Origin of the sequence: Streptomyces sp. NBC_01294 (genome assembly GCF_035917235.1) — a bacterium.
Lineage (GTDB): Bacteria > Actinomycetota > Actinomycetes > Streptomycetales > Streptomycetaceae > Streptomyces > Streptomyces caledonius.
In genome coordinates this window covers 4,086,185-4,109,609 of the sequence record NZ_CP108423.1, presented here as the reverse complement: position 1 = coordinate 4,109,609, position 23,425 = coordinate 4,086,185, and the positions used below count along the sequence as shown (strand labels likewise).

General features: G+C 70.2%; 23 protein-coding genes. 11 read left to right on the top strand and 12 right to left on the bottom strand.

Going from position 1 to position 23,425, the window contains the following annotated elements; all coding sequences use genetic code 11:
- The first annotated feature begins 236 nt into the window (after nucleotides 1-236).
- On the top strand, nucleotides 237-1,349 hold the full coding sequence (locus OG534_RS18580; protein ID WP_326589173.1) for a tetratricopeptide repeat-containing glycosyltransferase: 1,113 nt from the start codon (nucleotides 237-239) through the stop codon (nucleotides 1,347-1,349).
- Between the two features lie 192 nt (nucleotides 1,350-1,541).
- Here the strand turns inward: OG534_RS18580 and OG534_RS18575 are convergent, their stop codons facing one another.
- Both OG534_RS18575 and thiC read right to left on the bottom strand, forming a co-directional pair.
- Nucleotides 1,542-2,930 (bottom strand): collagen-like triple helix repeat-containing protein, encoded by a 1,389-nt coding sequence (locus tag OG534_RS18575; protein WP_326589172.1) that lies wholly within the window; start codon nucleotides 2,928-2,930, stop codon nucleotides 1,542-1,544.
- A 292-nt stretch (nucleotides 2,931-3,222) separates the two neighbouring features.
- On the bottom strand, nucleotides 3,223-5,010 hold the full coding sequence (gene thiC, locus OG534_RS18570) for a phosphomethylpyrimidine synthase ThiC (RefSeq protein WP_326589171.1): 1,788 nt from the start codon (nucleotides 5,008-5,010) through the stop codon (nucleotides 3,223-3,225).
- A 211-nt stretch (nucleotides 5,011-5,221) separates the two neighbouring features.
- Here thiC and OG534_RS18565 point away from each other — a divergent pair, with 211 nt between their 5' ends.
- Nucleotides 5,222-6,652 (top strand): YibE/F family protein, encoded by a 1,431-nt coding sequence (locus tag OG534_RS18565; RefSeq protein WP_326589170.1) that lies wholly within the window; start codon nucleotides 5,222-5,224, stop codon nucleotides 6,650-6,652.
- A gap of 206 nt (nucleotides 6,653-6,858) precedes the next feature.
- Here the strand turns inward: OG534_RS18565 and OG534_RS18560 are convergent, their stop codons facing one another.
- The 4 genes from OG534_RS18560 to OG534_RS18545 all read right to left on the bottom strand — a co-directional run bounded on the left by OG534_RS18560 (nucleotide 6,859) and on the right by OG534_RS18545 (nucleotide 9,185).
- Nucleotides 6,859-7,308, bottom strand: coding sequence for an SsgA family sporulation/cell division regulator (locus OG534_RS18560; protein ID WP_326589169.1), 450 nt, complete (start codon nucleotides 7,306-7,308; stop codon nucleotides 6,859-6,861).
- Between the two features lie 97 nt (nucleotides 7,309-7,405).
- Nucleotides 7,406-8,143, bottom strand: a complete 738-nt coding sequence (locus OG534_RS18555) for an IclR family transcriptional regulator (protein WP_398563708.1) — start codon at nucleotides 8,141-8,143, stop codon at nucleotides 7,406-7,408.
- Between the two features lie 291 nt (nucleotides 8,144-8,434).
- On the bottom strand, nucleotides 8,435-8,662 hold the full coding sequence (locus tag OG534_RS18550; protein ID WP_326589167.1) for a DUF5326 family protein: 228 nt from the start codon (nucleotides 8,660-8,662) through the stop codon (nucleotides 8,435-8,437).
- 205 nt (nucleotides 8,663-8,867) lie between these two features.
- Nucleotides 8,868-9,185, bottom strand: coding sequence for a cupin domain-containing protein (locus OG534_RS18545; RefSeq protein WP_326589166.1), 318 nt, complete (start codon nucleotides 9,183-9,185; stop codon nucleotides 8,868-8,870).
- 89 nt (nucleotides 9,186-9,274) lie between these two features.
- On the opposite strand from OG534_RS18545, the gene OG534_RS18540 reads away from it, so the two are divergent.
- From OG534_RS18540 to OG534_RS18520, 5 genes are all read left to right on the top strand, one after another.
- Nucleotides 9,275-9,655, top strand: a complete 381-nt coding sequence (locus tag OG534_RS18540) for a phage holin family protein (protein ID WP_326589165.1) — start codon at nucleotides 9,275-9,277, stop codon at nucleotides 9,653-9,655.
- 11 nt (nucleotides 9,656-9,666) lie between these two features.
- Nucleotides 9,667-10,158, top strand: a complete 492-nt coding sequence (locus OG534_RS18535; RefSeq protein WP_326589164.1) for a low molecular weight protein-tyrosine-phosphatase — start codon at nucleotides 9,667-9,669, stop codon at nucleotides 10,156-10,158.
- Nucleotides 10,155-11,351 carry a cystathionine gamma-lyase gene (locus OG534_RS18530; RefSeq protein ID WP_326589163.1) on the top strand — a complete coding sequence of 399 codons (1,197 nt, stop codon included), beginning with the start codon at nucleotides 10,155-10,157 and terminating at the stop codon, nucleotides 11,349-11,351. The genes OG534_RS18535 and OG534_RS18530 overlap by 4 nt, the downstream gene beginning before the upstream one ends.
- A 175-nt stretch (nucleotides 11,352-11,526) precedes the next feature.
- The gene (locus OG534_RS18525) at nucleotides 11,527-12,435 is read left to right on the top strand and encodes a LysR family transcriptional regulator (RefSeq protein ID WP_326589162.1); all 909 of its coding nucleotides are present in this window, start codon (nucleotides 11,527-11,529) and stop codon (nucleotides 12,433-12,435) included.
- Nucleotides 12,436-12,495: 60 nt separating this feature from the next.
- A complete protein-coding gene (locus OG534_RS18520) occupies nucleotides 12,496-12,975 on the top strand; it encodes an NUDIX hydrolase (protein ID WP_326589161.1) in 480 nt (159 codons plus the stop codon).
- Nucleotides 12,976-13,020: 45 nt separating this feature from the next.
- On the opposite strand, the gene OG534_RS18515 is transcribed toward OG534_RS18520, so the two are convergent.
- Nucleotides 13,021-14,214 carry a globin domain-containing protein gene (locus OG534_RS18515; protein ID WP_442807106.1) on the bottom strand — a complete coding sequence of 398 codons (1,194 nt, stop codon included), beginning with the start codon at nucleotides 14,212-14,214 and terminating at the stop codon, nucleotides 13,021-13,023.
- Between the two features lie 142 nt (nucleotides 14,215-14,356).
- Nucleotides 14,357-15,007, bottom strand: a complete 651-nt coding sequence (locus tag OG534_RS18510) for an HAD family hydrolase (RefSeq protein WP_326589159.1) — start codon at nucleotides 15,005-15,007, stop codon at nucleotides 14,357-14,359.
- Between the two features lie 172 nt (nucleotides 15,008-15,179).
- Here OG534_RS18510 and OG534_RS18505 point away from each other — a divergent pair, with 172 nt between their 5' ends.
- Genes OG534_RS18505 through OG534_RS18495 form a run of 3 tightly spaced genes read left to right on the top strand, consistent with a single transcriptional unit; the run spans nucleotide 15,180 to nucleotide 17,801 of the window.
- The gene (locus OG534_RS18505; RefSeq protein WP_326589158.1) at nucleotides 15,180-16,091 is read left to right on the top strand and encodes a GNAT family N-acetyltransferase; all 912 of its coding nucleotides are present in this window, start codon (nucleotides 15,180-15,182) and stop codon (nucleotides 16,089-16,091) included.
- Nucleotides 16,092-16,106: 15 nt separating this feature from the next.
- Nucleotides 16,107-16,568 (top strand): GNAT family N-acetyltransferase, encoded by a 462-nt coding sequence (locus OG534_RS18500; protein WP_326589157.1) that lies wholly within the window; start codon nucleotides 16,107-16,109, stop codon nucleotides 16,566-16,568.
- 57 nt (nucleotides 16,569-16,625) lie between these two features.
- On the top strand, nucleotides 16,626-17,801 hold the full coding sequence (locus OG534_RS18495; protein ID WP_326589156.1) for a winged helix DNA-binding domain-containing protein: 1,176 nt from the start codon (nucleotides 16,626-16,628) through the stop codon (nucleotides 17,799-17,801).
- A gap of 71 nt (nucleotides 17,802-17,872) precedes the next feature.
- Here the strand turns inward: OG534_RS18495 and OG534_RS18490 are convergent, their stop codons facing one another.
- Both OG534_RS18490 and dnaB read right to left on the bottom strand, forming a co-directional pair.
- Entirely contained in the window at nucleotides 17,873-19,258 is a 1,386-nt protein-coding gene (locus OG534_RS18490; protein ID WP_326589155.1) for a serine hydrolase domain-containing protein, read from the bottom strand.
- Between the two features lie 9 nt (nucleotides 19,259-19,267).
- Nucleotides 19,268-20,731: a replicative DNA helicase gene (gene dnaB, locus OG534_RS18485; RefSeq protein ID WP_326593694.1), complete on the bottom strand. Its 1,464-nt coding sequence runs from the start codon at nucleotides 20,729-20,731 to the stop codon at nucleotides 19,268-19,270.
- 452 nt (nucleotides 20,732-21,183) lie between these two features.
- On the opposite strand from dnaB, the gene OG534_RS18480 reads away from it, so the two are divergent.
- A complete protein-coding gene (locus tag OG534_RS18480) occupies nucleotides 21,184-22,521 on the top strand; it encodes an MATE family efflux transporter (RefSeq protein ID WP_326589154.1) in 1,338 nt (445 codons plus the stop codon).
- Nucleotides 22,522-22,680: 159 nt separating this feature from the next.
- Here the strand turns inward: OG534_RS18480 and rplI are convergent, their stop codons facing one another.
- A complete protein-coding gene (rplI, locus tag OG534_RS18475; protein WP_326589153.1) occupies nucleotides 22,681-23,127 on the bottom strand; it encodes a 50S ribosomal protein L9 in 447 nt (148 codons plus the stop codon).
- Nucleotides 23,128-23,145: 18 nt separating this feature from the next.
- Complete coding sequence (gene rpsR, locus OG534_RS18470) at nucleotides 23,146-23,382, bottom strand: 30S ribosomal protein S18 (protein WP_003956534.1); 237 nt, start codon at nucleotides 23,380-23,382, stop codon at nucleotides 23,146-23,148.
- Between the last annotated feature and the right edge of the window lie 43 nt (nucleotides 23,383-23,425).

The window sequence follows — 23,425 nt, the reverse complement described above, 5'->3', positions numbered from 1 at the left end:
GTGCGATGGGGCCGGACTGGCCACCTCGGCCATCGTGGGGATCGTGGTCGCGGGCAGCCGGTCGCCGCGCGCGTAAGTCCACTTATCGGACCAGCGAGTGAGCCCCCGTTGGCGGAACCTGCAGTAACGGACGCGGCCCGGCCTCTGCCTTTGCGGTCGAGCTTCCTTGCACGGCATTACCCGGATCCCTACCGTCGTTTTCACGGTCATCTTCATCACCACAGTGGATGGGACCCTTGAAAGCAAAAGTCTGCCTGAACATGATCGTCAAGAACGAGGCTCCGGTGATCCGGCGCTGCCTCGAATCGGTGCGGCCTTTGATCGACACGTGGGTGATCGTGGACACGGGCTCCACGGACGGCACCCAGGACATCATCCGGGAATTCTTCGGCGATCTGCCCGGTGTTCTGCACGAACGACCCTGGAAGGGATTCGACGGCAGCCGCAGCGAAGCGATCGACCTCGCCCGCTCCACCGCGGACTACCTGCTCTTCCTCGACGCCGACGACGTGATGGAGGTGGATCCCGGGTTTCGCATGCCGGAGCTCACTCACGACGCGTACAGCGTGGCGGTGCACCACGCACCCGTCATCCACTGGCGGCCCGCCCTGGTCTCCACCCGATTGCCCTGGAAATACGTCGGCGTGCTCCACGAGTACCTCGATTGCGAAACCCGCTTCAGCCGCGGAGTGCTCGAAGGCGCCCATATCCTCATCGTCGGCGGGGGAGCCCGCCACCGTGACGGCAGCGAACGGGAAAAGTACCTGCGCGACGCGGGGATTCTCGAACAAGGGCTGCTGAAGGAACCCGACAATGCCCGCTACGCGTTTTATCTGGCGCAGAGCTGGCGCGACGCGGGAGAACCGGAGAAGTCCCTCGCCGCCTACGACGTCCGGGCGGGCATGGGCGGATTCGCCGAGGAGGCCTTCTGCTCCCAGCTCTACGCGGCACGGATCGCGTCGCGCCTGAAGAAGCCGGCGGCCGAGGTGATGGACCGCTACCTCCGCGCACACGAGAGCCGTCCCTCGCGGGCCGAATCGCTCGGTGACCTCGCCCGCCTCTGCCGGACCGAGGGGCGCTGGCCGCTGGCGTACATGTTCGCGCGCCAGGCGGTGCGGATCCCGCGGCCGGACGACATCCTGTTCGTCGAGTTCGACTGGTACGAGTGGCGCGCGCTCGACGAACTCGCGGTGGCCGCCTACTGGGTCGGCGAGTACCAGGAGTCGCTGGACTGCTGCGAGCGGCTGCTGCGGGAGGGCGCGCTTCCCGAGAGCCAGCGCGAGCGGGTCGGCGAGAACCTCGCCTTCGCCCGGCGCAAGCTGGATCCGCAGTACCAGGTGGTCGCCTGACCGCCGCTCCCCCGCACGCGACGGAGGGCGCCGCCCCGGCCGACAGGCCGTGGAGCGGCGCCCTCCGTTCGTTACGCCGGGCCGACGCGTCCGTCGGCCGGAGCCGGGCGGATCCCCAACCGGTGATCCGCCCGGACCGACGTCACGATCCCGGATTTCGGCGTGCCGGCACGCCGTCCAGAGCGGGCTTCCCTAGGGGATGAGGTTGCGCATGGCTCCGCGCATCAGGTCTCCCTTGAACTCCTTGCCCCGGAGAGCCGGGGGAGTCGGGGCGGGGAGCAGTTCGATCCACTCCTCGTCCCAGACGAAGTTGTTCAGGAGGGTGTCGCCGTGGGTCTGGTAGGTCCTGCCGTCCGTGGTCACGACCTGGACGTAGGAGTTCGGGCCCTGCTCGATGATCGTGATGCCGCAGGCCAGGCCGAAGGGGAAGCCCGGGTTGTCATCGTCCGTGATGTTCTGCCAGACAGGCACACCTCCGGCCGTGGTCGCGCGGCCGACGTAGGCGATGCCGTTCGTCAGAGCGGCACTGAACGACTCGGTGATCGAAGGCGCGAAGCTGTCGATGTCGTCGCAGGGCCCAGTGCCCGTCGCGCCGGTGGCACCGGTGGCACCGGTAGCGCCCGTCGCGCCGGTGGCACCGTCCGCACCATCCGTACCCGGCGCGCCCGTCGCGCCGGTGGCACCGTCCGCACCATCCGTACCCGGCGCGCCCGTCGCGCCGGTGGCACCGTCCGCACCATCCGTACCCGGCGCGCCCGTCGCGCCGGTGGCACCGTCCGCACCATCCGTACCCGGCGCGCCCGTCGCGCCGGTGGCACCGTCCGCGCCGTCCGTACCCGGCGCGCCGGTGGCACCCGTGGCACCGTCCGCGCCGTCCGTACCCGTCGCGCCCGTCGCACCGTCAGCACCGTCGGCACCCGTGGCACCGGTCGCACCGTCGGCACCCGTGGCACCCGTAGCACCGTCGGCGCCGTCGGCACCTGTCGCGCCCGTAGCGCCATCTGCGCCGTCCGTACCGGTGGCGCCCGTCGCGCCGTCGGCACCCGTGGCACCGGTCGCGCCGTCGGCACCCGTGGCACCTGTGGCGCCGTCAGCACCCGTCGCACCGTCGGCGCCGTCCGTACCCGTGGCACCGGTGGCGCCGGTCGCACCGTCAGCCCCGTCGAGGCCGTCAGCACCCGTGGCGCCGGTAGCGCCGGTGGCACCCGTCGGTCCTGTCGGGCCCGGCCTGCCCTCCTCACACCTGTCGAGACCGGTGGGCCCGGCCTCGATGCCCGCGACCCTCGGGCCGTCGTCCGGACCATGGTCCGGGTTGAAGTTCGGGTCATGGTCCGGGTTGAAGTCCGGACCCTGGTCCGGGTTGTGGTCCGGACGGTGATGCTGCCCAGGCTTGCACGGGTTCTCAGCCGTGAGGCTCGCCGCGTGCACGCGCTCGGCCGCCTGAACGTTCTGGGCCACGGCGATGGCGGGGCTGGCGACTCCCATCATCACCAGGGCGAGCGACGCGAGCGTGCCACCCTTGCGCCAACCGCTCCTCGGCAGCGGGCCAAGGGTTGACCTGGTCCTGTTCTCGGGGCGCATTCCACTCCTTCTCGAATCTGATCGAACGATGGTGTGGGCCTCTTTGGCCACATCGGACAGCCTGGGAACCGTTGCCGAAAGTGGCGGGACACCTCGCGGGAAAGTCCACTTATCGGACTATCGATGCGACACCAATGGCCGTCGTGACGAACGTCAAGAGCACGAGTCATCAGGACGGGGTGGCGGCCAGCAGGTGGTGGCGAGTGGAAGCACTCCGGGCCAGCAAAAACGGGACGGACCCGCGACTCCCCCCATGGGTCGCGGGTCCGCCCCGTAGCTCCTGTCGAACGGCTCAGTCGGCCAGCGGCAGGTAGACACGGCTGCCCGAAGCCGCGAACTCGGCGGACTTCTCCGCCATGCCCGCCTGGATCTCCTCGGCCTTCAGGTCACCGCCGTGCTCCCGGCGGATGTCCTGCGAGATCTTCATCGAGCAGAACTTCGGGCCGCACATGGAGCAGAAGTGCGCGGTCTTGGCCGGCTCCGCGGGCAGGGTCTCGTCGTGGAACTCACGGGCCGTGTCCGGGTCGAGGGCCAGGTTGAACTGGTCCTCCCAGCGGAACTCGAAGCGCGCGTCCGACAGGGCGTCGTCCCACTCCTGGGCGCCCGGGTGGCCCTTGGCCAGGTCCGCGGCGTGCGCTGCGATCTTGTACGTGATGACGCCGGTCTTGACGTCGTCGCGGTTGGGCAGGCCCAGGTGCTCCTTGGGCGTGACGTAGCAGAGCATCGCGGTGCCCCACCAGGCGATCATCGCGGCGCCGATGCCCGAGGTGATGTGGTCGTACGCCGGGGCGACGTCCGTGGTCAGCGGGCCGAGCGTGTAGAACGGCGCCTCCTCGCAGATCTCCTGCTGGAGGTCGATGTTCTCCTTGATCTTGTGCATCGGGACGTGGCCCGGGCCCTCGATCATCGTCTGCACGTTGTGCCGCTTGGCGATCGTGTTCAGCTCGCCCAGCGTCTTCAGCTCGGCGAACTGGGCCGCGTCGTTGGCGTCCGCGATGGAGCCGGGGCGCAGGCCGTCACCCAGCGAGTACGTGACGTCGTACGTCGCGAGGATGTCGCAGAGCTCCTCGAAGTTCGTGTAGAGGAAGTTCTCCTTGTGGTGCGCCAGGCACCACGCGGCCATGATCGACCCGCCGCGCGACACGATGCCGGTCTTGCGCCGGGCGGTCAGCGGCACGTACGGCAGCAGCACGCCGGCGTGGACCGTCATGTAGTCGACGCCCTGCTCGGCCTGCTCGATGACCGTGTCCTTGTAGATCTCCCAGGTCAGGTCCTCGGCGCGGCCGTCGACCTTCTCCAGCGCCTGGTAGAGCGGCACGGTGCCGATCGGGACGGGGGAGTTGCGCAGCACCCACTCACGGGTGGTGTGGATGTTGCGGCCCGTCGAGAGGTCCATGACCGTGTCGGCGCCCCACTTGGTCGCCCAGGTCATCTTGTCGACCTCCTCCTCGATGGAGGAGGTGACGGCGGAGTTGCCGATGTTGGCGTTGACCTTCACCAGGAAGCGCTTGCCGATGATCATCGGCTCGATCTCGGGGTGGTTCACGTTGACCGGAAGCACCGCGCGACCTGCGGCGATCTCCTCACGGACGACCTCGGGGGAGACGTTCTCGCGGATCGCGACGTACTCCATCTCCGGGGTGATCTCACCGCGGCGGGCGTACGCGAGCTGCGTGACGGCGGCGCCGCCACGGCCCCGGCGGGGCTGGCGGGGGCGGCCCGGGAAGACCGCGTCGAGGTTCTTGAGGCCACCGCGCGGAGAGGTGTGCTTGATGCCGTCGTCCTCGGGGCGCACGGGACGGCCCGCGTACTCCTCGGTGTCGCCGCGGCCGATGATCCAGTTCTCGCGCAGCGGCGCGAGGCCCCGGCGGACGTCGGTCTCGATCTGCGGGTCGGTGTACGGACCTGACGTGTCGTAGAGCGTCACGTCCTTGCCGTTGGTGAGGTGGACCTGGCGGACCGGCACCCGGATGTCGGGGCGGGAGCCCGCCAGGTATCCCTTGTGCCAGCCGGGCTGGCGCTCGTTCTGGCCGTCGGCGTCCTGGCTGACGGCAGGCGTGCGTGCGTCCTGAATGGTCATGAGACCTGATCTCCCTACGCCGGCATTACCCGGTAACAGGTTCGGCGGTCGGCGCAGCCTCTTCCCGTACGCATCAGTGATCGCGTACGGTGATCAGCGCCCTCTCAGCCCGGTGCTCCGAGCTCCCGCGTTGTGCAAAGGTGCCCCCACGCTAGCGTCATCCATGGCGTGCTGAACAGTGGGCCCCCTCATCTCTTGCGATGATCTGCTGGTGACGCCCTCGCCGCAGCCCCCCATCGAGCCCTCAGAGCCCACAGAGCCCCATGACCACTCCGGCCACGCGAACCACGGCCCCGGGCACTCCTCCGGCCCTGCCCCCAGCCACGGTCACGGTCACGGTCACGGTCACGGTCACGGTCACGGCCATGGTCACGGCCCGGCGGCTCCCGTCTCGAAGCACCTGCGCAAGGTCATCGCAGCCATCCTGATCCCCTTCGCCACCGCCGTCTTCATCGGCATGGTGGTGCTCTGGCCAGGCGGCGCCCCCGCCCACGAGCGGACCGGGGTGGGCTTCGACCGGCAGACCCAGCAGGGCAAGGTCGTCTCGATCGAACAGGTCGACTGCAAATCCGTGAACGCCGCACAGGTGCCGACGACCGGCGACCCCACCACCCCCGCGGGCCGCGAGGCGCAGGCCGCGCAGACCGGCGAGTGCAAGAAGGCCACCGTCGAGGTCGGCACCGGCCCGGACAAGGGCCGCACCTTCGTGGAGATCGTCCAGCCGGGCGCACCGCGGCAGTTGGAGGACGGCCAGGGGGTGGTGGTGGCGTACGCGCCGGACGCCCCCCGCGACCTCCAGTACTCGGTGATCGACGTGAACCGCAAGCTCCCCATGGCGGTGCTGGCCGGCATCTTCGCGCTCGCGGTCGTGCTCGTCGGGCGGATGCGCGGACTGTTCGCACTGATCGCACTGGTCATCAGCTTCGGCGTGCTGACCCTCTTCATCCTCCCGGCCATCCTGCAGGGCTCGAACCCGCTGGTCGTCGCGGTGGTCGGGGCGAGCGCCATCATGCTGATCTCGCTCTTCATGTGCCACGGCCTGACGGCCCGTACCGCGGTCGCCGTCCTCGGCACGCTCGTCTCGCTGCTGCTGATCGGGGTGCTGGGCTCGGTATTGATCGACTGGGCGTTCCTCAGCGGCAACACCGACGACAACACCGGGCTGATCCACGGGCTCTACCCGGACATCGACATGAGCGGTTTGCTGCTCGCAGGTGTGATCATCGGATCACTGGGCGTGCTCGACGATGTGACGGTCACCCAGACCTCGGCGGTCTGGGAACTCCACCAGGCCGACTCCTCGATGAGCTCGCGCGCGCTGTACAAGGCGGCCATCCGGATCGGCCGCGACCACATCGCATCCGTGGTCAACACCCTGGTGCTGGCGTACGCGGGCGCCGCGCTGCCGCTTCTCCTGCTGTTCTCGATCGCGAACAGCAGCATGGGTTCGGTGGCCAACAGCGAGCTGGTCGCGGTGGAGATCGTACGGACGCTCGTGGGCTCGATCGGGCTGGTGGCCTCGGTCCCCGTGACCACGGCGCTGGCCGCGCTGGTCGTTTCCGCAGACCGGCCGGGATCCCCGGCCGTCGCGCCGGCCTCGGGGCCGGTCCGCGGCGGCCGGGGCCGGCGGCGCAAGCGCTGAAAGGTGCGTCCGGAGGAAGGCGCCGGGAGGGCGCGGCTGGTCGGTCGGCCAGCCGGTCAGTCGGTGAGGCGTTGAGTGGTTGAGGCGTTGAGCTGCTGAGGAGTTGAGCTGCTGAGGAGTTGAGTCGCCGAGGCGTTGAGTCGGGTCGCCCGTCGGTCATCGGACGCCCCGCGTGCGGTCTTCAGCCTGCGGTCTGCGGTCGTGCGTCAGCCGGCGTTCTGCTCGTTCTGCCTCGAGTCGGCCAGGATCTTGACGAGCGCCTCGTCGAGGTTCTCCTCGAAGTCGCCCAGGTTGCGCTCCTGCCCGAGCGGAACGATCCGGTCGGTGCGGTCGAGGAACGCGACGAGCGGCGCCGCGCTGGCACGGAACAGGGCCCGGTCGCCGCCGACCTGGAGCCGGATGTGGACATCGGACAGGTCCTCGGGGTCGGTGGGGGCGATGTGCACATCGCCGTCACCACACGGCTTGTTGATGCCGTCGAGGAGGAGTTCCCGGCCGAACGCCCAGGTCACGGGCGCGTCTCCGGGAAGGTGGAAGGTCAGGCGGACTGCGTAGGGATCACGAGCGTCGTACCGGAGTTCCACCGGAATCCGGAACGAGAGCTCCTCGGAAACGAGGAAACTCATCATGACCTCTGCCTGTACCGACTCGCGCATTGACTACCCCGCTGTAGTGGAAGTGGCCAGGAATGATCCCCCAGGGCCCTCTTGACAAGAGTGGTGGAAGCGCTAGCAGATCACAAGGAGTGAGTTTTCAGATACTGATAGAGAACGAGAGGGTGCTCAACAGCGCGCCTACTTCACTCCGTAGTCGATTGACTACATAGAGCAATCGATCTGCCTGCTGTAGGGGGAGAGAAATAGCCATGGTTGCGGCGGTATCGCCCGCTGTGATGGGGATGGCGGCGCAGACCGTGCCGAGGGCATATTCCTGACGTTCGGTTACTGGCTGCATTCGCCCGAGGGCCCCGATCCGTTGTTCCAGGGAGCGCAGATCCCGCACGGTATAAGGGGTGATGGCCTCGACCGGATGACGGTCGTAATGATCTTTGCGCGCCTTCTCGTCGAGCTGGCCGAGCAGGCACTGCCCGATGGCGTGCGCGTGGCCGGTCGCCCGGAAGTCGGCCCACTCCTCGCAGGCCGGGCTGGCCGGGGTGTCCGAGACACCCACGAGCTCGATCTCACCCTCGCGGTAGACCGCGAAGTAGACGGGGGCCCCGACCGCGTCGCGGAAGTGCGCGAGGGAGTCGACGATCATGCTGCGACGTTTCTGCTGGAGTGCCCCACCGGCGAGCCGACCCGCGGCGGCGCCCAGGACGAAGACACCGCTCTCCCTGCGCAGGTAGCCCTCGTGGGTCAGGGTGCGCAGCAGGTGGTACGCGGTGGGAAGCGGGAGCCCGGCCTCGCGCGCCAGCTGTTTCGCCGGGGCTCCCTCGCTATGGGAGCCCGCTGCTTCGAGCAGCCTCAACGCCCTCTGCACCGAGCCGATCAGAGTCGGCACACCGGCATTGTGAACCGGAGACAAAGCTCACCCCCAGGCGTGGCGGCGGGCCTTGGGGGAGGCCCGCCCTGCGGGGGCCGCCCCCGCGCATGCCGTGGCTCCTGGGGGTCGTGCTCGGCGGCTCGTTCACATCACCGCAGGTCAGTGCGGCATTACCGGCTTTCGGTGCCCAGGGAACGGCACAGATTGCCACTCTATCCACCGTTTCCGGGGGTGTGAGCGGTTTAGTGCGTCACGTTCCCTCACCTGGCTTAATCCCGGAACCGCCCGGACCGCCCTCTTTTACCACTCACCGGAGGAGGACTTCGAACCGCCGCCACTGAACTTCTTCACGACGAAGATCAGGCCGGCGACGAGTCCGACGAAGAGCAGCAGCTTGAAGACGAACCCGATCAGCGCGCCCAGGATGCTGGTGATCACGCCGCCGAAGACGAAGAGCGCCAGCAGCGGAACGGCGACCCACTTCACCCACCAGGGCATGCCTGCGAATATCCCTCGGATCCCGTCCATGTTCTCGTCCTCTTCCTCATACCTCGTCCGTGACTTCCTGCTCTCGATGCTAGGAGTCCACGGCGTCGCATGGGGGGCCGTGAGCCCTCGGAGTCCCCTGATCCGCCCCTTAGGGGGATCAGGGGCGCGACCCTCATCCGCCCGGTCCGCTCAGCTCAGGTCAGATCCGTTCAGATCCGTTCAGCTCCGCTCAGCTCAGATCCGCTCAGCTCTCCGGCGGGGAGAACACCACCATCACCTTCAGGTCCTCGGTGATGTGGTGGAACTTGTGCGGGACGCCCGCGGGGACATACACCACGCTGCCGCGCGCCACGGTGGTCGTCTCCTCCCCGACCGTGATCGAGGCGCGCCCGCTGACGACGAAGTACACCTCGTCTTGGCGGTGCGGCTGTTGCGGATCGATCTGCCCGGCATCGAGCGCGTACAGCCCGACCGACATGTTCCGCTCGCGCAGGAACTGCAGATAGGCGCCGTCATTGGCGGCCCGCTCCGCTTCGAGCTCGTCAAGCCGGAAGGCTTTCATCGTCGTTGTGCCCCTTGTACTCGCTCGTGCCCTTGCATCCGCTCATCTGCGGATGTTCCAGCGGGATCATCTCTGCCACGATCAGACACATGACGAATTTCGTAGTCAAGACGCTCGCCAACGCGGCGGCCCTGGCCGTCGCCATCTGGCTGCTTGCCGGCATCACCCTCGACGACGGCACCAGTCTGGGCCGCCGCACGCTCACATTGATCCTGGTCGCGCTGGTCTTCGGGCTGGTCAACCTGATCGTCAAGCCGGTGGTGAAGCTGCTCTCGCTGCCGCTGTTCGTCCTCACCCTCGGTCTGTTCACCCTCGTCGTGAACGCCCTGATGCTGCTCCTGACCTCCTGGCTGGCCACGCAGCTCGACCTCAGCTTCCACGTCGACGGCTTCCTGACCGCGCTGCTCGGCGGCCTGATCATCTCCATCGTCTCCTGGGCCGTGAACATGGTCCTGCCCGACAAGAACTGAACGGGCCGCCCATGTACCGCGTGTGCTTCGTCTGCACGGGCAACATATGCCGCTCCCCCATGGCCGAGTCGGTCTTCCGCGCCCACGTGGCGCAGGCCGGACTCGACACCCTGATCGAGGTGGACAGCGCCGGAACCGGAGGCTGGCACGAGGGCGACGGCGCCGACCCGCGCACCGTCTCCGTCCTGGAGGGCGCCGGCTACGAGCAGGATCACCGGGCCCGGCAGTTCCGCTCCTCCTGGTTCGCCCGCCTGGACCTCGTCATCGCGCTCGACGCCGGGCACCTGCGGGACCTGCGCGCACTCGCCCCCACCCCGCAGGACGCCGCCAAGGTCCGGCTGCTGCGGTCCTACGATCCGGCGGCCACGGCCGCGGAGACCGACGTACCGGATCCCTACTACGGTTCCCTCGACGGGTTCGAGGAGTGCCTGGAGCTGGTGGAGGCGGCGAGCCCCGGTCTGCTGGACGCCGTACGCGAGGCCGTGAAGGAGCACACCGCGTGAACGAGTACGCCCCCGAAGAGTCCGTCCCCGGAGACGGCGCGGCCGATGCCCCTGCCGGCGACGCGGCCCGGTTCGGCGACGGCACCCGTGCCGTCCGCGCCGGACTGCCCGAGCCCGTCAAGAACGAGCCGCCGCTGCCCGGGCCGGTCTTCGCCGCCCACTTCCACCTCCCCGGCGACGTCGAAGGCCCGTACACCTACGGCCGCGACACCAACCCCACCTGGACCCTGCTGGAACGGGCGATCGGGGAACTGGAGGCCCCCGGCCAGGACGTGCACACCGTCGTCTTCGCCTCCGGCATGGCCGCGGTCTCCGCCGTCGCCCTCTCCCAGGCGCGCACCGGCGACACCGTCGTCCTGCCCGACGACGGGTACCAGGCACTGCCCCTGCTGCGCGAGCAGCTGGAGGCGTACGGGATCCACGTGCGCACCGCCCCGACCGGCGACGACGCCCAGCTCGCGGTCCTCGACGGGGCCCGGCTGCTGTGGATCGAGACTCCGTCCAATCCCGGGCTCGACGTCTGCGACGTACGGCGCCTCGCGGACGCCGCGCACGCCGGCGGGACCCTGGTCGCCGTCGACAACACCCTCGCCACCCCGCTCGGGCAGCGGCCGCTGGAACTCGGGGCGGACTTCTCCGTGGCGAGCGGCACCAAGGGCCTCACCGGCCACGGCGACCTGCTGCTCGGGTACGTCGTGTGCCGCGACCCGGAGCTCGCCGCCCGTGTCCGGAAGTGGCGCAAGATCGTCGGCGCGATCCCCGGACCCATGGAGGCCTGGCTCGCCCACCGCTCCCTGGCCACGATCCAGTTGCGCGCGCAGCGCCAGTGGGCCAACGCGCTGGCCGTGGCCGAGGCCCTGGCCGGCCGCTCCGACGTGACCGGGCTGCGCTACCCGGGCCTGGCCACGGACCCCTCCCACAAGACGGCCGCCCGCCAGATGCGGGGCTTCGGATCGGTGGTCTCCTTCACGCTGCCCGACCGCGCCCACGCGGAACGGTTCATGGCCGCCCTGCACCTGGTCGAGGACGCCACGAGTTTCGGCGGCGTACGGTCCACCGCCGAGCGGCGCCGACGGTGGGGCGGCGACGCGGTGTCGGAGGGATTCATCCGCTTCTCCGCCGGGGCCGAGGACACCGAGGACCTGGTCGCGGACGTGCTGCGGGCCCTCGATTCCGCGGGCCGCACGAGCTGAACGAGACGTGAAACGCGGTCCGAGCCTCCCCCCAAGTGGCTCGGACCGCTCCGGGTTCCGCGCGCGAAGAACCACGCGACAAGGCTAGTTGACTCTGCGTCAGAGTCCAATCACGGTAACGACAGGGGCCTATCTGCATATTTATAGTTGAAGGCCCCCACCGAGAGGTGCCGCGATGGACCTGGCCCTGCTGCGCACCTTCGTCGCCGTCCACCGGGCCGGCTCGTTCACGCGCGCCGCCGCCCTGCTCGGGCTGTCCCAGCCCGCCGTGACCTCACAGATCCGCACCCTCGAACGCCAGCTGGGGCGCCCGCTCTTCCACCGCCGGGCCCGCGGCGTCACCCCCACCGCCGTCGGCGACGAACTCGCCCACAAGGCCGCCCCGCACCTCGACGCCCTGCTGCGGATCACCGAGACCGAGCGGGAGGCCGCCGGCGAGGTGCGCACCCTCCACGTCGCCGGACCCCCCGAGTTCCTGTGCCTGCGCGTGCTCCCCGCCCTCGCCCCCCTCGTCGGTCAGGGCCACACCCTGCGCGCCTCCCTGCAGACGGGCGCAGAGGCGACCCTCGACGGGCTCGCCGCCGGCCACCACGACCTCGTCGTCACCACCGCCCAACCCCGCGGCGGCCTCTTCACCGCCACCGCCCTGTGCGACGAGGAGCACGTGCTCGTCGCCGCGCCCTACTGGGCCGCCCTCGTCGACACGGACCGGCTGCACGACGAGGGTCCCGCGGCCCTCGACGGCATTCCGGTCGTGGAGGTCCACGAGAGCCTGCCGCTCGTCACCCGCTACTGGGCGGCCGTCTTCGACGCCCTTCCCGACGCCAGGTCCCTGGCCGCCGCCACGGTGGTCGCGCCCGACCTGCGGGCCGTACTCGAATGCGTCCGGGCCGGCGCCGGGCTCGCCGTCCTGCCCCGCTACCTGGTGCGGGACGCCCTCGACAGCGGTGGGATCGTCGCCCTGGCCGAGCCTGCCGTACCGCCGCTGCGCACCTGGTTCCTGGCCGTACGGACCGGGAGCCTCGCCCTCGCCCACCTCGCGCGGGCGCACGACCGGCTGCTGGAAGCCGCCGTGCACTGGTGAGCCCCCCTTTTCCGGCCCGTGGCGCGTTTCAGAAGGGGAGTGGTGGGCCACTCTTCTCCCATGACCGAACGTCCCGTGGTCAAACGCACCGCCCGCGCGATCCTGCTCGACGGTGACGACCTGATCCTCATCAAGCGCACCAAGCCCGGCATCGATCCCTACTGGCTCACCCCCGGCGGCGGAGTGGAGTCCTCGGACGCCACCGTCGTCGACGCCCTCCACCGGGAGGTCCACGAAGAACTCGGCGCGAAGATCACCGATGTGGTGCCCTGCTTCGTCGACACCGTCGAGCACATCGCCGACAAGGGGGTGACCGGCGTGAAGGTGCAGCACTTCTTCGTCTGCCGCCTCGAATCGATGGACCCGAGTCTTCGCCACGGCCCCGAAATCGACGAGCCCGAGGGCGAGTACGAGATCGTCCGCGTGCCCTTCAGCCGGGTGGGCATCGCCGCCGTCCACCTCGTCCCGCTGTCCTTGCGGCACTACCTCGACGGCAACATCGAGGGTGTGCGCGCCATGCACGCTCCCGACCTGGGCTGAGCCCGGGCCGACTCACACGTGAGACCGGCGGGCTGCCCGCCGGTCTCAGCCGGCGATCCCCGCCAGCTCCTCCACAGCGTCGTACCGGATCCGCTCGCCGGGGATGCCGATGCGCAGGAGCTCGTCCACACCGCTTCGGATCATCGCGGGCGGGCCCGAGATGAACGCGTCGTACGAACGCCACGGCCCGTGCTCACCCACGGCCTGCGGCAGCTGACCGGCCAGCCCGTCGCCCACCACCGGGCGCACCGACAGCCACGGATGCGAGCGCTGCAGCCCCAGCAGGGTGTCCTTGTCGTACAGGTCGCTGTCGCTGCGGGCTCCGAAGAACACCTCCACCGGCCGCCGTTCGCCGTGCTCGGCCACGTCCTCGATCAGCGCCTTGATCGGGGCGATGCCGGTTCCCCCGCCCAGGCACAGCATCCCGTTGTCGGTGGTGTGGTCCACCACCATCGACCCGGCCGGCGGTCCGAGGCGCAGAACGTCCCCGGGGCGGGCGTGCCGTACCAGCGCGTTGGAGACCCAGCCCGCGGGGACGGCCTTGACGTGGAAGGACAGCAGTCCGTCGGCGCGCGGCGCCGAGGCGAAGGAGTAGTGCCGCCAGACCCGCGGCCACCACGGCGTCTCCAGGCTCGTGTACTGGCCGGCCAGGAAGGCGTACGGCTGGTCGGGGCGGACCGTCAGCACGGCGATGTCGGGAGTGCGCAGATCGTGGGAGACCACCTCCGCGTGCCACCACGCCGGCGCCTTCACCCCGTCCTCGGCCGCCGCGTCGATCATGATCTGGGAGATCGCGGTGTACGCCCGCACCCACGCGGCTTGGGTCTCCGGTCCCCAGCTCGCCACCGCGTACCGGGCCAGCGCTCCGACGAGGGCCTCGCCGACCACCGGATAGTGGCCGGCCATGGTGCCGTACTTGCGGTGGCCCGTGCCCAGTCGGCGCAGGTAGGGGACGAGGACCTCGGGATCGTCGATGTGCTCGGCGGCGGTCAGCAGCGCCTTCAGCAGCCGGTCGCGCTGCCCGTCCATGGCTGCGGGGAACATCCCCCGCACTTCCGGGTGCCCGGTGAACACCAGAGCGTAGAAGTACGAGGTCACCTTGTCGGCTATGGGGGCGATCTCCGCGAGGGTCCGGCGGATGAGGACGGCATCCGGTGAGGGCTCGGCCGTACCGCCACCGCCCTCGGCGGGTATCCGGGCCGTATCGCGTCTGGCCGATCTGGTGGGCGGAGCGTCCATGCGGTGCCTCGCTTCGAGCATCTCGGTCGGTCTGCACACGCCACGGCCTGTGAATCCGTGGTTCCGGGTTTCACAGCGTGCCAGCCGACTCAGAGGCCTGCGGGGAAACGCGGAAAATCCGCGTTTCGAACCCACTTTCCTCCTAAGATGCGTCAACTCCCGGGCGCGCCATCCCCACGAGCTGGTATGCCTCCCGCAAGTCCCGGCCCTCGTAGACATGGGTCGCGCGCTCCGCCAGATAGGGCCGGGCGTTGACCGCCACCGAGATCGGCACCACCTCGAAGAGCATCGAGTCGGTCACCGAGTCCCCGTACGCGACGCAGTCGCCGCGGCTCACACCGAACCGCTCGCACAGCCGGTCCGCCACCGTGACCTTGCCCTGGGGCGTCAGAATCCCGGCCGTATCGACGGGCCGGGTGAAGGGCACCTCCGGAAAGACCGAACCGTGCGCGGCGTGCGCGCCCCACTCCAGCAGCAGTTCCACGAAGAAGGACGGCGACAGGGAGATCACCGCGCAGTAGTCCCCGCCTTCCCGGATCTCCCGCCACACGTCCCGGATTCCCGCGAGCCAGGGGGACCCGTCGAACGCCGCCCGGACATGCGCGGGCGTGAGGTCGGCCCACAGAGCGTGGACGGCCATCGAGAACTGATGCGGCTCCATCTTCTGTGCGCCGAAGGCCCGTTCCAGCGCGGCGATCTCGGCGCTCAGCCCGAGCTGGCGGGAGATCTGGACCGGCGCCGAGGAGCCGTACATCAGCGTTCCGTCGAGGTCGAAGAGGTGCAGGGTGGTCATGGCCCATGAGGCTAGTGGGTTCGTTTCACGTGAAACACCGTGTTTCACGTGAAACATCGTCGCGTCGCCGGCGCGGCATGACGGGCTCGCGGATGCGGCGCTGCACCCGGGAAGGTACCCGGTGTTTCACGTGAAACATCCATGCCCAAATCCGCTGGACGGCTCCCGGTGCATGATCCAGTCTGAACTGGTGACACCACCACACATCACCGATCTGCCGATCCGGGCGCTGACCGTGGACGATCTCCACCGCTGCGCCGACCTGTCCGAAGATCGCGGCTGGCTCCGCGAGGAGCACAGGTGGGGGTTGCTCCTCGCCGCCGGGGACGGCTACGGAGTCGATGCGCCGGACGGCCGGGGACTCGCGGCCGCCTGTGTCGTCACCCGGTACGGCGCCGCCCACGCCGGACCGGAGATCGCCGCCATCGGGATGGTCCTCGTGGCAGACCGCTACGCCCGCCGGGGCCTGGGCCGCCGCCTGATGACACACATCTGCGACGACGTGCTCAAGGGTGTCCCCCTGACCCTGCACGCCACTCCGTACGGACGCCCCCTCTACGAGGAGCTCGGCTTCGAGACCACGGGCCGCGCCGAGATGCTGGCGGGCCCCTTCCGTCCCGACGGCGCCCCGGATTCGGACGGCACCACCCGGGTCCGGCCGGCGACCGCCTCGGACCTCCCGCGCATCCTGCGTCTGGACGCCGAGGTGTTCGGCGCCGACCGCACACACATGATCACCCGGCTGCCCGCCTTCGCCGACCAGCTGGTCGTCGCCGAGGACCGCACCGGAGACGGCACGCTCACGGGATACGCCGCGGCCTGGCCCAACGCGCACACCCATGTCATCGGCCCGCTGATCGCCCACGACATCGCCACCGCCCAGTCCCTGATCACCACGATCGCCCTGGGCACGGACCGGCCGTTGCGCACCGATGTCGACGTTCGCCACGAGGAGCTCGTCGCCTGGCTCAAGGACCGGGGCCTCGGCTCGGTGGCCTTCAACGCCGTCATGATCCGCGACGTCCCCGGCCTGCCCGGCGACTGGACCCGCCGGTGGGCTCCGCTCACCCTGGCCACGGGCTGAGAGGGGAACAGCGTCGTGTCCGACACCCCCGGCCTGGCCATCCGGCCCGCCACCGAGGCCGATCTGCCGGCCATCGTCGCCATGCTGGCCGACGATCCGCTCGGCGCCACCCGCGAGTCCCCGCAGGACCTGGCGCCGTACCGCGCGGCTCTGGCGCGCCTGACCGGCGATCCGAACCAGCACCTGGTCGTCGCCGTCCGCGCGGACCGCGTCGTGGGCACCCTCCAGCTGACCATCGTCCCGGGCCTCTCCCGCAAGGGAGCCACCCGCTCGATCATCGAGGGCGTGCGCGTCCACGCGGACGAGCGTGGCAGCGGCCTGGGCACCCGGTTCATCGAATGGGCGGTGGAGAAGTCCCGCGCCGAGGAGTGCTCACTGGTCCAGCTGACCTCGGACGTGACCCGGACCGACGCCCACCGCTTCTACGAGCGGCTCGGGTTCACCGCCTCCCACGTCGGGTTCAAGCTGCAGCTCTGACCGGCCGCTCCGGCAGGCCGGGTCCCCGTGTCGGCGGCCCGGCCTACGATCGGGAGGATGAACCCCAGCCTCCCGCTCGTCAGCACCGAGGAGCGCCGCCACCGGCTCGGCCGGCGCCACCGCCTGGCTCCCTCGGCACGCGCCGCGACGGTTGTGGAGGCGGCGGACTCCGTCGTCGCCCTGCACGCCACCGACGCCGCGACCGTCTTCCTGTCGGCCCGTGCCCGGCTCGGCGAGGGCGGCCCGAGCGCGGTCGAGGAGGCGCTCTACGAGGACGTCAGCCTGGTGCGGCTGCTCAGCATGCGCAACACGCTCTTCGCGGTCTCCGCGGAACTCGCCCCGTACGTCGACTCCTCGACGGCCCGGGCCATCGCCGCCAAGGAGCGCCGCACCCTCCTCAAGCACCTCGACGAGGACGGACAGGGACTCGACGCCGGCTGGCTGGCCGCGGCGGAGACCGCCGCGCTCGACGCGCTCGACGCCCACGGCCCCACCACCGGCAGCCAGTTGTCCGCCGCCGTGCCGGCCCTGCGCCAGAAGATCACCATCGGCCGGGGCAAGAAGTACGAGGCGCAGACCGGTGTAGCCACCCGTGTCATCCGCCTGCTGGCCGCCGACGGCAGGATCCGCCGCGACCGGCCGCGCGGGTCCTGGACCTCCAGCCAGTACCGCTGGGTCCACACCGCGCCCTGGCCCGCCGTACCCGCCGCCGAGGCCCGCGCGGAGATCGCCCGCCGCTGGCTGCACGCCTACGGCCCGGCCACGGAGGCGGACCTCAAGTGGTGGACCGGCTGGACCCTCACGGACGTCCGCAAGGCCCTGGCCGCCGTGGGCCCCGACCAGGTCCGCCTCGATGACGGCAGCACCGCCCTCGTCGGCCCCGGGGACACCGGTCCCGAGCCGGCCCCGGAGCCCTGGGCGGCGCTGCTGCCCGGACTCGACCCCACCGCCATGGGCTGGGCCGACCGCGGATTCCACCTCGACCCCGCCCACCGGCCCGCCCTCTTCGACTACGCCGGCAACATCGGCCCCACCGTGTGGTGGAACGGCGAGATCGTCGGCGGCTGGGCACAGCGCCCCGACGGCGAGATCGTCTGGCGGCTGCTGGCCGGCCCCGGCGACGCCGCCGAGGAGGCGATCGCCGCCGAGGCAGCCCGGCTCGCCTCGTGGGTGGGCGACGCCCGCATCACCCCGCGGTTCCGCACCCCGCTCGAACGTGAGCTCGTCGCCTGAGCAGGAGCCGGGCTCTTGGGCTCGGGGCTTGGAGCTTGGGGTTTGGGCCTCGGGGCTCGGGGCTTGGGCCGTCAGCCGATGCCCCGCCAGCCCTGCGGGTCCACCCCGCCGGGCACCGGGGCCTGGGCGTCGTACGGCTCCCGCGTGAACACGAAGGACGCCAGGTCGAGGTGGCTCACCGAGCCGTCGGCGCGGCGCACCGCCCGCAGCGTCTCCCCCGCGTAGTACCCGGTCAGACCCGTCCAGGTGCCGTCCGGCTCCGCTCGGAAGCGCGCGGCACGCCCCGTCGCGCCGACCGGACCCAGCTCCAGCGATCCGTCCGCCGTGAGCCGCACCGCCTGTGCCGAAGTCCCCCAGTACCAGGGCCCGCACACCTCCAACGGCACCTGGTCGGCCTCCGTGAACGGCCGCCACGGCCGCGGGAAGCGCGGCTCGGCCTGCGCGACGAGCGCCACCAGGTCCGCGGCCACCGTCGAGGCCGGCAGTCCCGAGGTGCAGTTCGCCAGCACCACCGCCGCCACGTCGTCCGCCTCGCTCAGCCACAGCCCCGCGACGAACCCGGGCAGCGATCCGCTGTGCCCCGCCAACCGGCGCTCGCCCTGGGCCATCAGCTGCATCCCGAGCCCGTAGCCGCATTCGGCGAAGCCCGGCTCCGGGGGCGCTGCCGACGTGCGCATCTCCCGTACGGAGTCCGCGCCCAGCACCCGCTCGTCCCCACGCATCAGGAAGTCCGCGAACCGCGCCAAGTCCCTTGTCGTGGACCACAGCTGACCGGCCGGAGCCATCAGCCCCAGGTCCTCCAGCGGCTCGGGCATCATCACGTCCGCCCACGGATGCACCGCCCAGCCGCCGGCATGCGGGGCCTTCGGCCGTCCGCTCGTACGCTCCAGCCCCAGCGGCTCCAGTACCTCGGCCTCCAGCACCTCTTCCCACGACTTCCCGCGCAGCGCCTCAACCAGCGAACCCAGCAGCGTGTAACCGGGGTTGGAGTAGTGGTGCCTGCTCCCCGGCGCGTGCCGCAGCGGCTCGTCCCCCAGCACGTCGACGAGCTCGGGCCGCAGCCCACCGGGGGTGCGCTCCCACCACTCGCCGGGCGTTTCCGCCGCCAGCCCGGCGGTGTGGGCCAGCAGTTGAGCGATGGTCACCTCGCCGACACCGGTCCCCGGCAGGTGCTTCTCCAGCGGATCCGCGAGCCCGAGCAGCCCCTCGTCCCGCAGGCGCATCACCAGGACGGCGGTGAAGGTCTTGCTGATCGACCCGATCCGGTACTGGACGTCCCCGTCCGGACCGTGCCCCTCGACGGAGGTCCGGGAGCCCTCCCAGACCACCTCCCCGCCCCGCAGGACGGCGGCCACCACGGAGGGCGCCCGCCCTTCGCTCTGCGCGACGGCGATCCGGTGCCTCAGCGCACGCCGGGTGGCCGGGAGAAGTTCCAGGTCCTCAGAAAGCTCATCCATGATCGGATGCTACGTGTTGGCCATGTCCACGAAGCGCGAATAGTGACCCTGGAAGGCCACCGTGATCGTGGCCGTGGGGCCGTTACGGTGCTTGGCCACGATCAGGTCGGCCTCACCCGCGCGGGGGGACTCCTTCTCGTACGCGTCCTCGCGGTGCAGCAGGATCACCATGTCCGCGTCCTGCTCGATCGAGCCCGACTCACGCAGGTCGGAGACCATCGGCTTCTTGTCGGTGCGCTGCTCGGGACCACGGTTCAGCTGGGAGAGCGCGATCACGGGGACCTCGAGCTCCTTCGCCAGCAGCTTGAGGTTTCGGGACATGTCCGAGACCTCCTGCTGGCGGCTCTCGGGACGGCGCGAGCCGCCCGACTGCATCAGCTGGAGGTAGTCGATGACCACGAGCGAGAGGTCGTTGCGCTGCTTGAGCCGGCGGCACTTGGCCCGGATCTCCATCATCGACAGGTTGGGGGAGTCGTCGATGTAGAGCGGGGCGGCGGAGACGTCCGGCATCCGGCGGGCCAGCCGGGTCCAGTCGTCGTCCGTCATCGTGCCCGAGCGCATGTGGTGCAGCGCCACGCGGGCCTCCGCCGAGAGCAGGCGCATGGCGATCTCGTTGCGCCCCATTTCGAGGGAGAAGATCACGCTCGGCAGGTTGCTCTTGATGGAGCAGGCCCGGGCGAAGTCCAGCGCGAGCGTGGACTTGCCCATCGCGGGACGGGCCGCGATGACGATCATCTGGCCGGGGTGCAGGCCGTTGGTCAGCGAGTCCAGGTCCGTGAAACCGGTGGGAACGCCCGACATCTGGCCGCTGCGCGAACCGATCGCCTCGATCTCGTCGAGGGCGCCCTCCATGATGTCGCCGAGCGGCAGGTAGTCCTCGGAGGTCCGCTGCTCGGTGACGGCGTAGATCTCGGCCTGGGCGCTGTTGACGATCTCGTCGACGTCGCCGTCGGCCGCGTAGCCCATCTGTGTGATCTTCGTACCGGCGGCGACCAGGCGGCGCAGGACGGCCCTCTCGTGGACGATCTCCGCGTAGTACTCGGCGTTCGCCGCCGTCGGCACGGACTGGACCAGCGTGTGCAGGTACGAGGCCCCGCCCACCTTGCTGATCTCGCCGCGCCGGGTCAGCTCGGCGCCGACGGTGATGGGGTCGGCCGGCTCGCCCTTGGCGTACAGGTCGAGGATGGCCTGGTAGATCGTCTCGTGCGAGGGCCGGTAGAAGTCGTGGCCCTTGAGGACCTCGACGACGTCGGCGATGGCGTCCTTCGAGAGCAGCATGCCGCCGAGCACCGACTGCTCGGCGTCGAGGTCCTGCGGGGGGACGCGCTCGAAGCCGCCGCCACCGCCGTCCCAGGAGCCGCCCTCGCGGCCCCGGTCGTGCTGTTCGTCCCCGCGGCCGCGGCCTTCACTGTTACGGCGCGAACGGGCGGGCAGACGGTCACCTGGACCGCTGTCGGCCCAAGGGTCGTCCATGGGCTCGGGCATGCTCACCGGGCCGCCTCCTCCCGTCCGCAACGCGGACCTCGCCGTGTCACTCTTTCTACGACACGGCTCTGACATATGGGGCACCCGATTCCGCCGTCGGCGAGTCGGGCAACGCACCACGGTAGAGCCGACAGCGGCGTCAGCCAATCTTGTTATCCACAGGCTGTGTGGATGAGTTGTGGACGACGGCGCCAATGCTGTGGGTAAGTCGCCGGAAGCTGTGCACGGACCGGGGGACGACGCTGTGGACAAAATCACCTGCAGCACCCCGTTACCCCATCCGACCTGCAACTTCCCTGCGCGGCGGCGGTGGGGAGGAAAATTCTTGGCCACTGTCTCAAGATCGCCTCCAATGAGGTGTGAGGAACGTCCAAGTCAGCGCCACGGTAAGGATCCAATTGCCCTTGCATCCATTACCTGTGGAAGATTAGATTGAGCGCATGACACAGGCTCTGGCAGGACCCAAGACGGGGCCGAGACGACACGACCGAGAGATATTCGCGCTCGCCGTCCCCGCCTTCGGCGCCCTCGTCGCCGAGCCCCTCTTCGTGATGACCGACAGCGCCATCGTGGGTCACCTCGGCACGCCCCAGCTGGCCGGCCTCGGCATCGCGGCCGCTCTGCTCACCACCGCGGTCAGCGTCTTCGTCTTCCTCGCCTACGCCACCACCGCGGCCGTCTCCCGCCGGGTCGGTGCGGGCGACCTGCCGGCGGCCATCCGGCAGGGCATGGACGGCATCTGGCTCGCCCTCCTGCTCGGCGTGGCCGTCGTCGCCGTGGTGCTGCCCACGGCGCCCTGGCTGATCTCCCTCTTCGGGGCCTCCGAGACCGTCGCGCCGTACGCGATCACCTATCTCCGGATCTCCTCCCTCGGCATCCCGGCCATGCTCATGGTCCTGGCCGCCACCGGGGTCATCCGCGGCCTCCAGGACACCCGCACCCCGCTCTACGTCGCCGTCGGCGGCTTCGCCCTCAACGCGGGCCTGAACGTTGCCCTCGTCTACGGTGCGGACCTCGGCATCGCCGGCTCCGCCTGGGGCACGGTCGTCGCCCAGGGCGCCATGGCCGCCGCCTACCTGGTCGTGGTCGTCCGCGGAGCCCGCCGGCACGGCGCCTCCCTGCGCCCCGACACCGCGGGAATCCGGGCCTGCGCCCAGGCCGGCGCGCCCCTGCTGGTCCGCACCCTGTCCCTGCGCGCCATCCTGATCATCGCGACCGCCGTGGCCGCCCGGCTCGGCGACGCCGACATCGCCGCCCACCAGATCCTGCTCGCCCTGTGGAGCCTGCTCGCCTTCGCCCTGGACGCCCTCGCGATCGCCGGGCAGGCGATCATCGGCCGCTACCTGGGCGCGGGTGACACCGAGGGCGCCAAGGCAGTCTGCCGCCGCATGGTGCAGTGGGGCATCGTGTCGGGCATCGTGCTCGGGCTGCTGGTCATCCTGGCCCGCCCGGTGTTCATTCCGCTGTTCACCAGCGATCCGGCGGTCGAGGCGGTCATGCTGCCCGCCCTGCTGGTCGTGGCCCTCTCCCAGCCCGTCTCCGGCATCGTCTTCGTGCTCGACGGGGTCCTCATGGGCGCGGGCGACGGCCGCTACCTGGCCCGGGCGATGCTCCTGACGCTCGCCGCGTTCATCCCGGCCGCTCTCCTCGTACCGGTCGTCGGCGGCGGCCTGACGGCACTCTGGTGGGCCATGACGCTGATGATGCTGGTCCGGATGGTCACCCTCCAGCTGCGTGCCCGCTCGGGCCGGTGGGTGATCACGGGAGCCACCCGCTGAAGCGGCGATGTTCCACGTGAAACATCGCCGGGTCCGCGCCGCCGGCGGTGGTCGTTGTTTCACGTGAAACAACGACCACCGCCGTCAGTCTCCGGCTCAGGTCTCCGGGAACGACGAAGGGCCGCACCCCGGAGGGTGCGGCCCTTCGTGTTGCTGCCCTTAGGCGGCGATGACCTCGACGCCCACGTTCGCGGCCACGTCAGCGTGCAGACGCACGGAGACCTGGTACGAACCGAGGGTCTTGATCGGGGAGCCCAGCTCGACGCGGCGCTTGTCGACCTTCGGGCCACCGGAAGCCTCGATCGCCGTGGCGATGTCGGCCGGGGTCACGGAGCCGAAGAGACGACCGGCGTCACCCGCACGGGTGGCCAGACGAACCTTCACGCCCTCGAGCTTGGCCTTGACCTCGTTGGCCTGCTCGATGGTCGCGATCTCGTGGATCTTGCGGGCGCGGCGGATCTGCGCCACGTCCTTCTCGCCACCCTTGGTCCAGCGGATCGCGAAACCACGCGGGACCAGGTAGTTGCGAGCGTAACCGTCCTTCACGTCGACGACATCGCCGGCGGTGCCGAGGCCAGAGACCTCGTGGGTCAGGATGATCTTCATTAGTCGGTCACCCTTTCCTTATCGCGCGGTGGACGTGTAGGGCAGCAGCGCCATCTCACGGCTGTTCTTCACTGCCGTGGCGACGTCACGCTGGTGCTGCGTGCAGTTGCCGGTAACGCGGCGGGCACGGATCTTGCCGCGGTCGGAAATGAACTTCCGCAGCATGTTCGTGTCCTTGTAGTCCACGTACACGGTCTTGTCCTTGCAGAACGCGCAGACCTTCTTCTTAGGCTTGCGCACAGGCGGCTTCGCCATTGTGTCTCTCCTGTGTGATCAAGAAGTGGGGATGCGAGCCGGC

What these genes read in the sequence shown, in the direction of transcription:
- OG534_RS18520 (WP_326589161.1), top strand. Translation starts at nt 12,496, where the DNA reads ATGACCGAACGTCCCGTGGTCAAACGCACCGCCCGCGCGATCCTGCTC.
- OG534_RS18510 (WP_326589159.1), bottom strand. Translation starts at nt 15,007, where the DNA reads ATGACCACCCTGCACCTCTTCGACCTCGACGGAACGCTGATGTACGGC.
- OG534_RS18535 (WP_326589164.1), top strand. Translation starts at nt 9,667, where the DNA reads ATGTACCGCGTGTGCTTCGTCTGCACGGGCAACATATGCCGCTCCCCC.
- OG534_RS18495 (WP_326589156.1), top strand. Translation starts at nt 16,626, where the DNA reads ATGAACCCCAGCCTCCCGCTCGTCAGCACCGAGGAGCGCCGCCACCGG.
- OG534_RS18490 (WP_326589155.1), bottom strand. Translation starts at nt 19,258, where the DNA reads ATGGATGAGCTTTCTGAGGACCTGGAACTTCTCCCGGCCACCCGGCGT.
- OG534_RS18480 (WP_326589154.1), top strand. Translation starts at nt 21,184, where the DNA reads ATGACACAGGCTCTGGCAGGACCCAAGACGGGGCCGAGACGACACGAC.
- rplI (WP_326589153.1), bottom strand. Translation starts at nt 23,127, where the DNA reads ATGAAGATCATCCTGACCCACGAGGTCTCTGGCCTCGGCACCGCCGGC.
- OG534_RS18505 (WP_326589158.1), top strand. Translation starts at nt 15,180, where the DNA reads ATGATCCAGTCTGAACTGGTGACACCACCACACATCACCGATCTGCCG.
- OG534_RS18560 (WP_326589169.1), bottom strand. Translation starts at nt 7,308, where the DNA reads ATGCGCGAGTCGGTACAGGCAGAGGTCATGATGAGTTTCCTCGTTTCC.
- OG534_RS18540 (WP_326589165.1), top strand. Translation starts at nt 9,275, where the DNA reads ATGACGAATTTCGTAGTCAAGACGCTCGCCAACGCGGCGGCCCTGGCC.
- thiC (WP_326589171.1), bottom strand. Translation starts at nt 5,010, where the DNA reads ATGACCATTCAGGACGCACGCACGCCTGCCGTCAGCCAGGACGCCGAC.
- rpsR (WP_003956534.1), bottom strand. Translation starts at nt 23,382, where the DNA reads ATGGCGAAGCCGCCTGTGCGCAAGCCTAAGAAGAAGGTCTGCGCGTTC.
- OG534_RS18575 (WP_326589172.1), bottom strand. Translation starts at nt 2,930, where the DNA reads ATGCGCCCCGAGAACAGGACCAGGTCAACCCTTGGCCCGCTGCCGAGG.
- OG534_RS18545 (WP_326589166.1), bottom strand. Translation starts at nt 9,185, where the DNA reads ATGAAAGCCTTCCGGCTTGACGAGCTCGAAGCGGAGCGGGCCGCCAAT.
- dnaB (WP_326593694.1), bottom strand. Translation starts at nt 20,731, where the DNA reads ATGGACGACCCTTGGGCCGACAGCGGTCCAGGTGACCGTCTGCCCGCC.
- OG534_RS18550 (WP_326589167.1), bottom strand. Translation starts at nt 8,662, where the DNA reads ATGGACGGGATCCGAGGGATATTCGCAGGCATGCCCTGGTGGGTGAAG.
- OG534_RS18515 (WP_442807106.1), bottom strand. Translation starts at nt 14,214, where the DNA reads ATGGACGCTCCGCCCACCAGATCGGCCAGACGCGATACGGCCCGGATA.
- OG534_RS18525 (WP_326589162.1), top strand. Translation starts at nt 11,527, where the DNA reads ATGGACCTGGCCCTGCTGCGCACCTTCGTCGCCGTCCACCGGGCCGGC.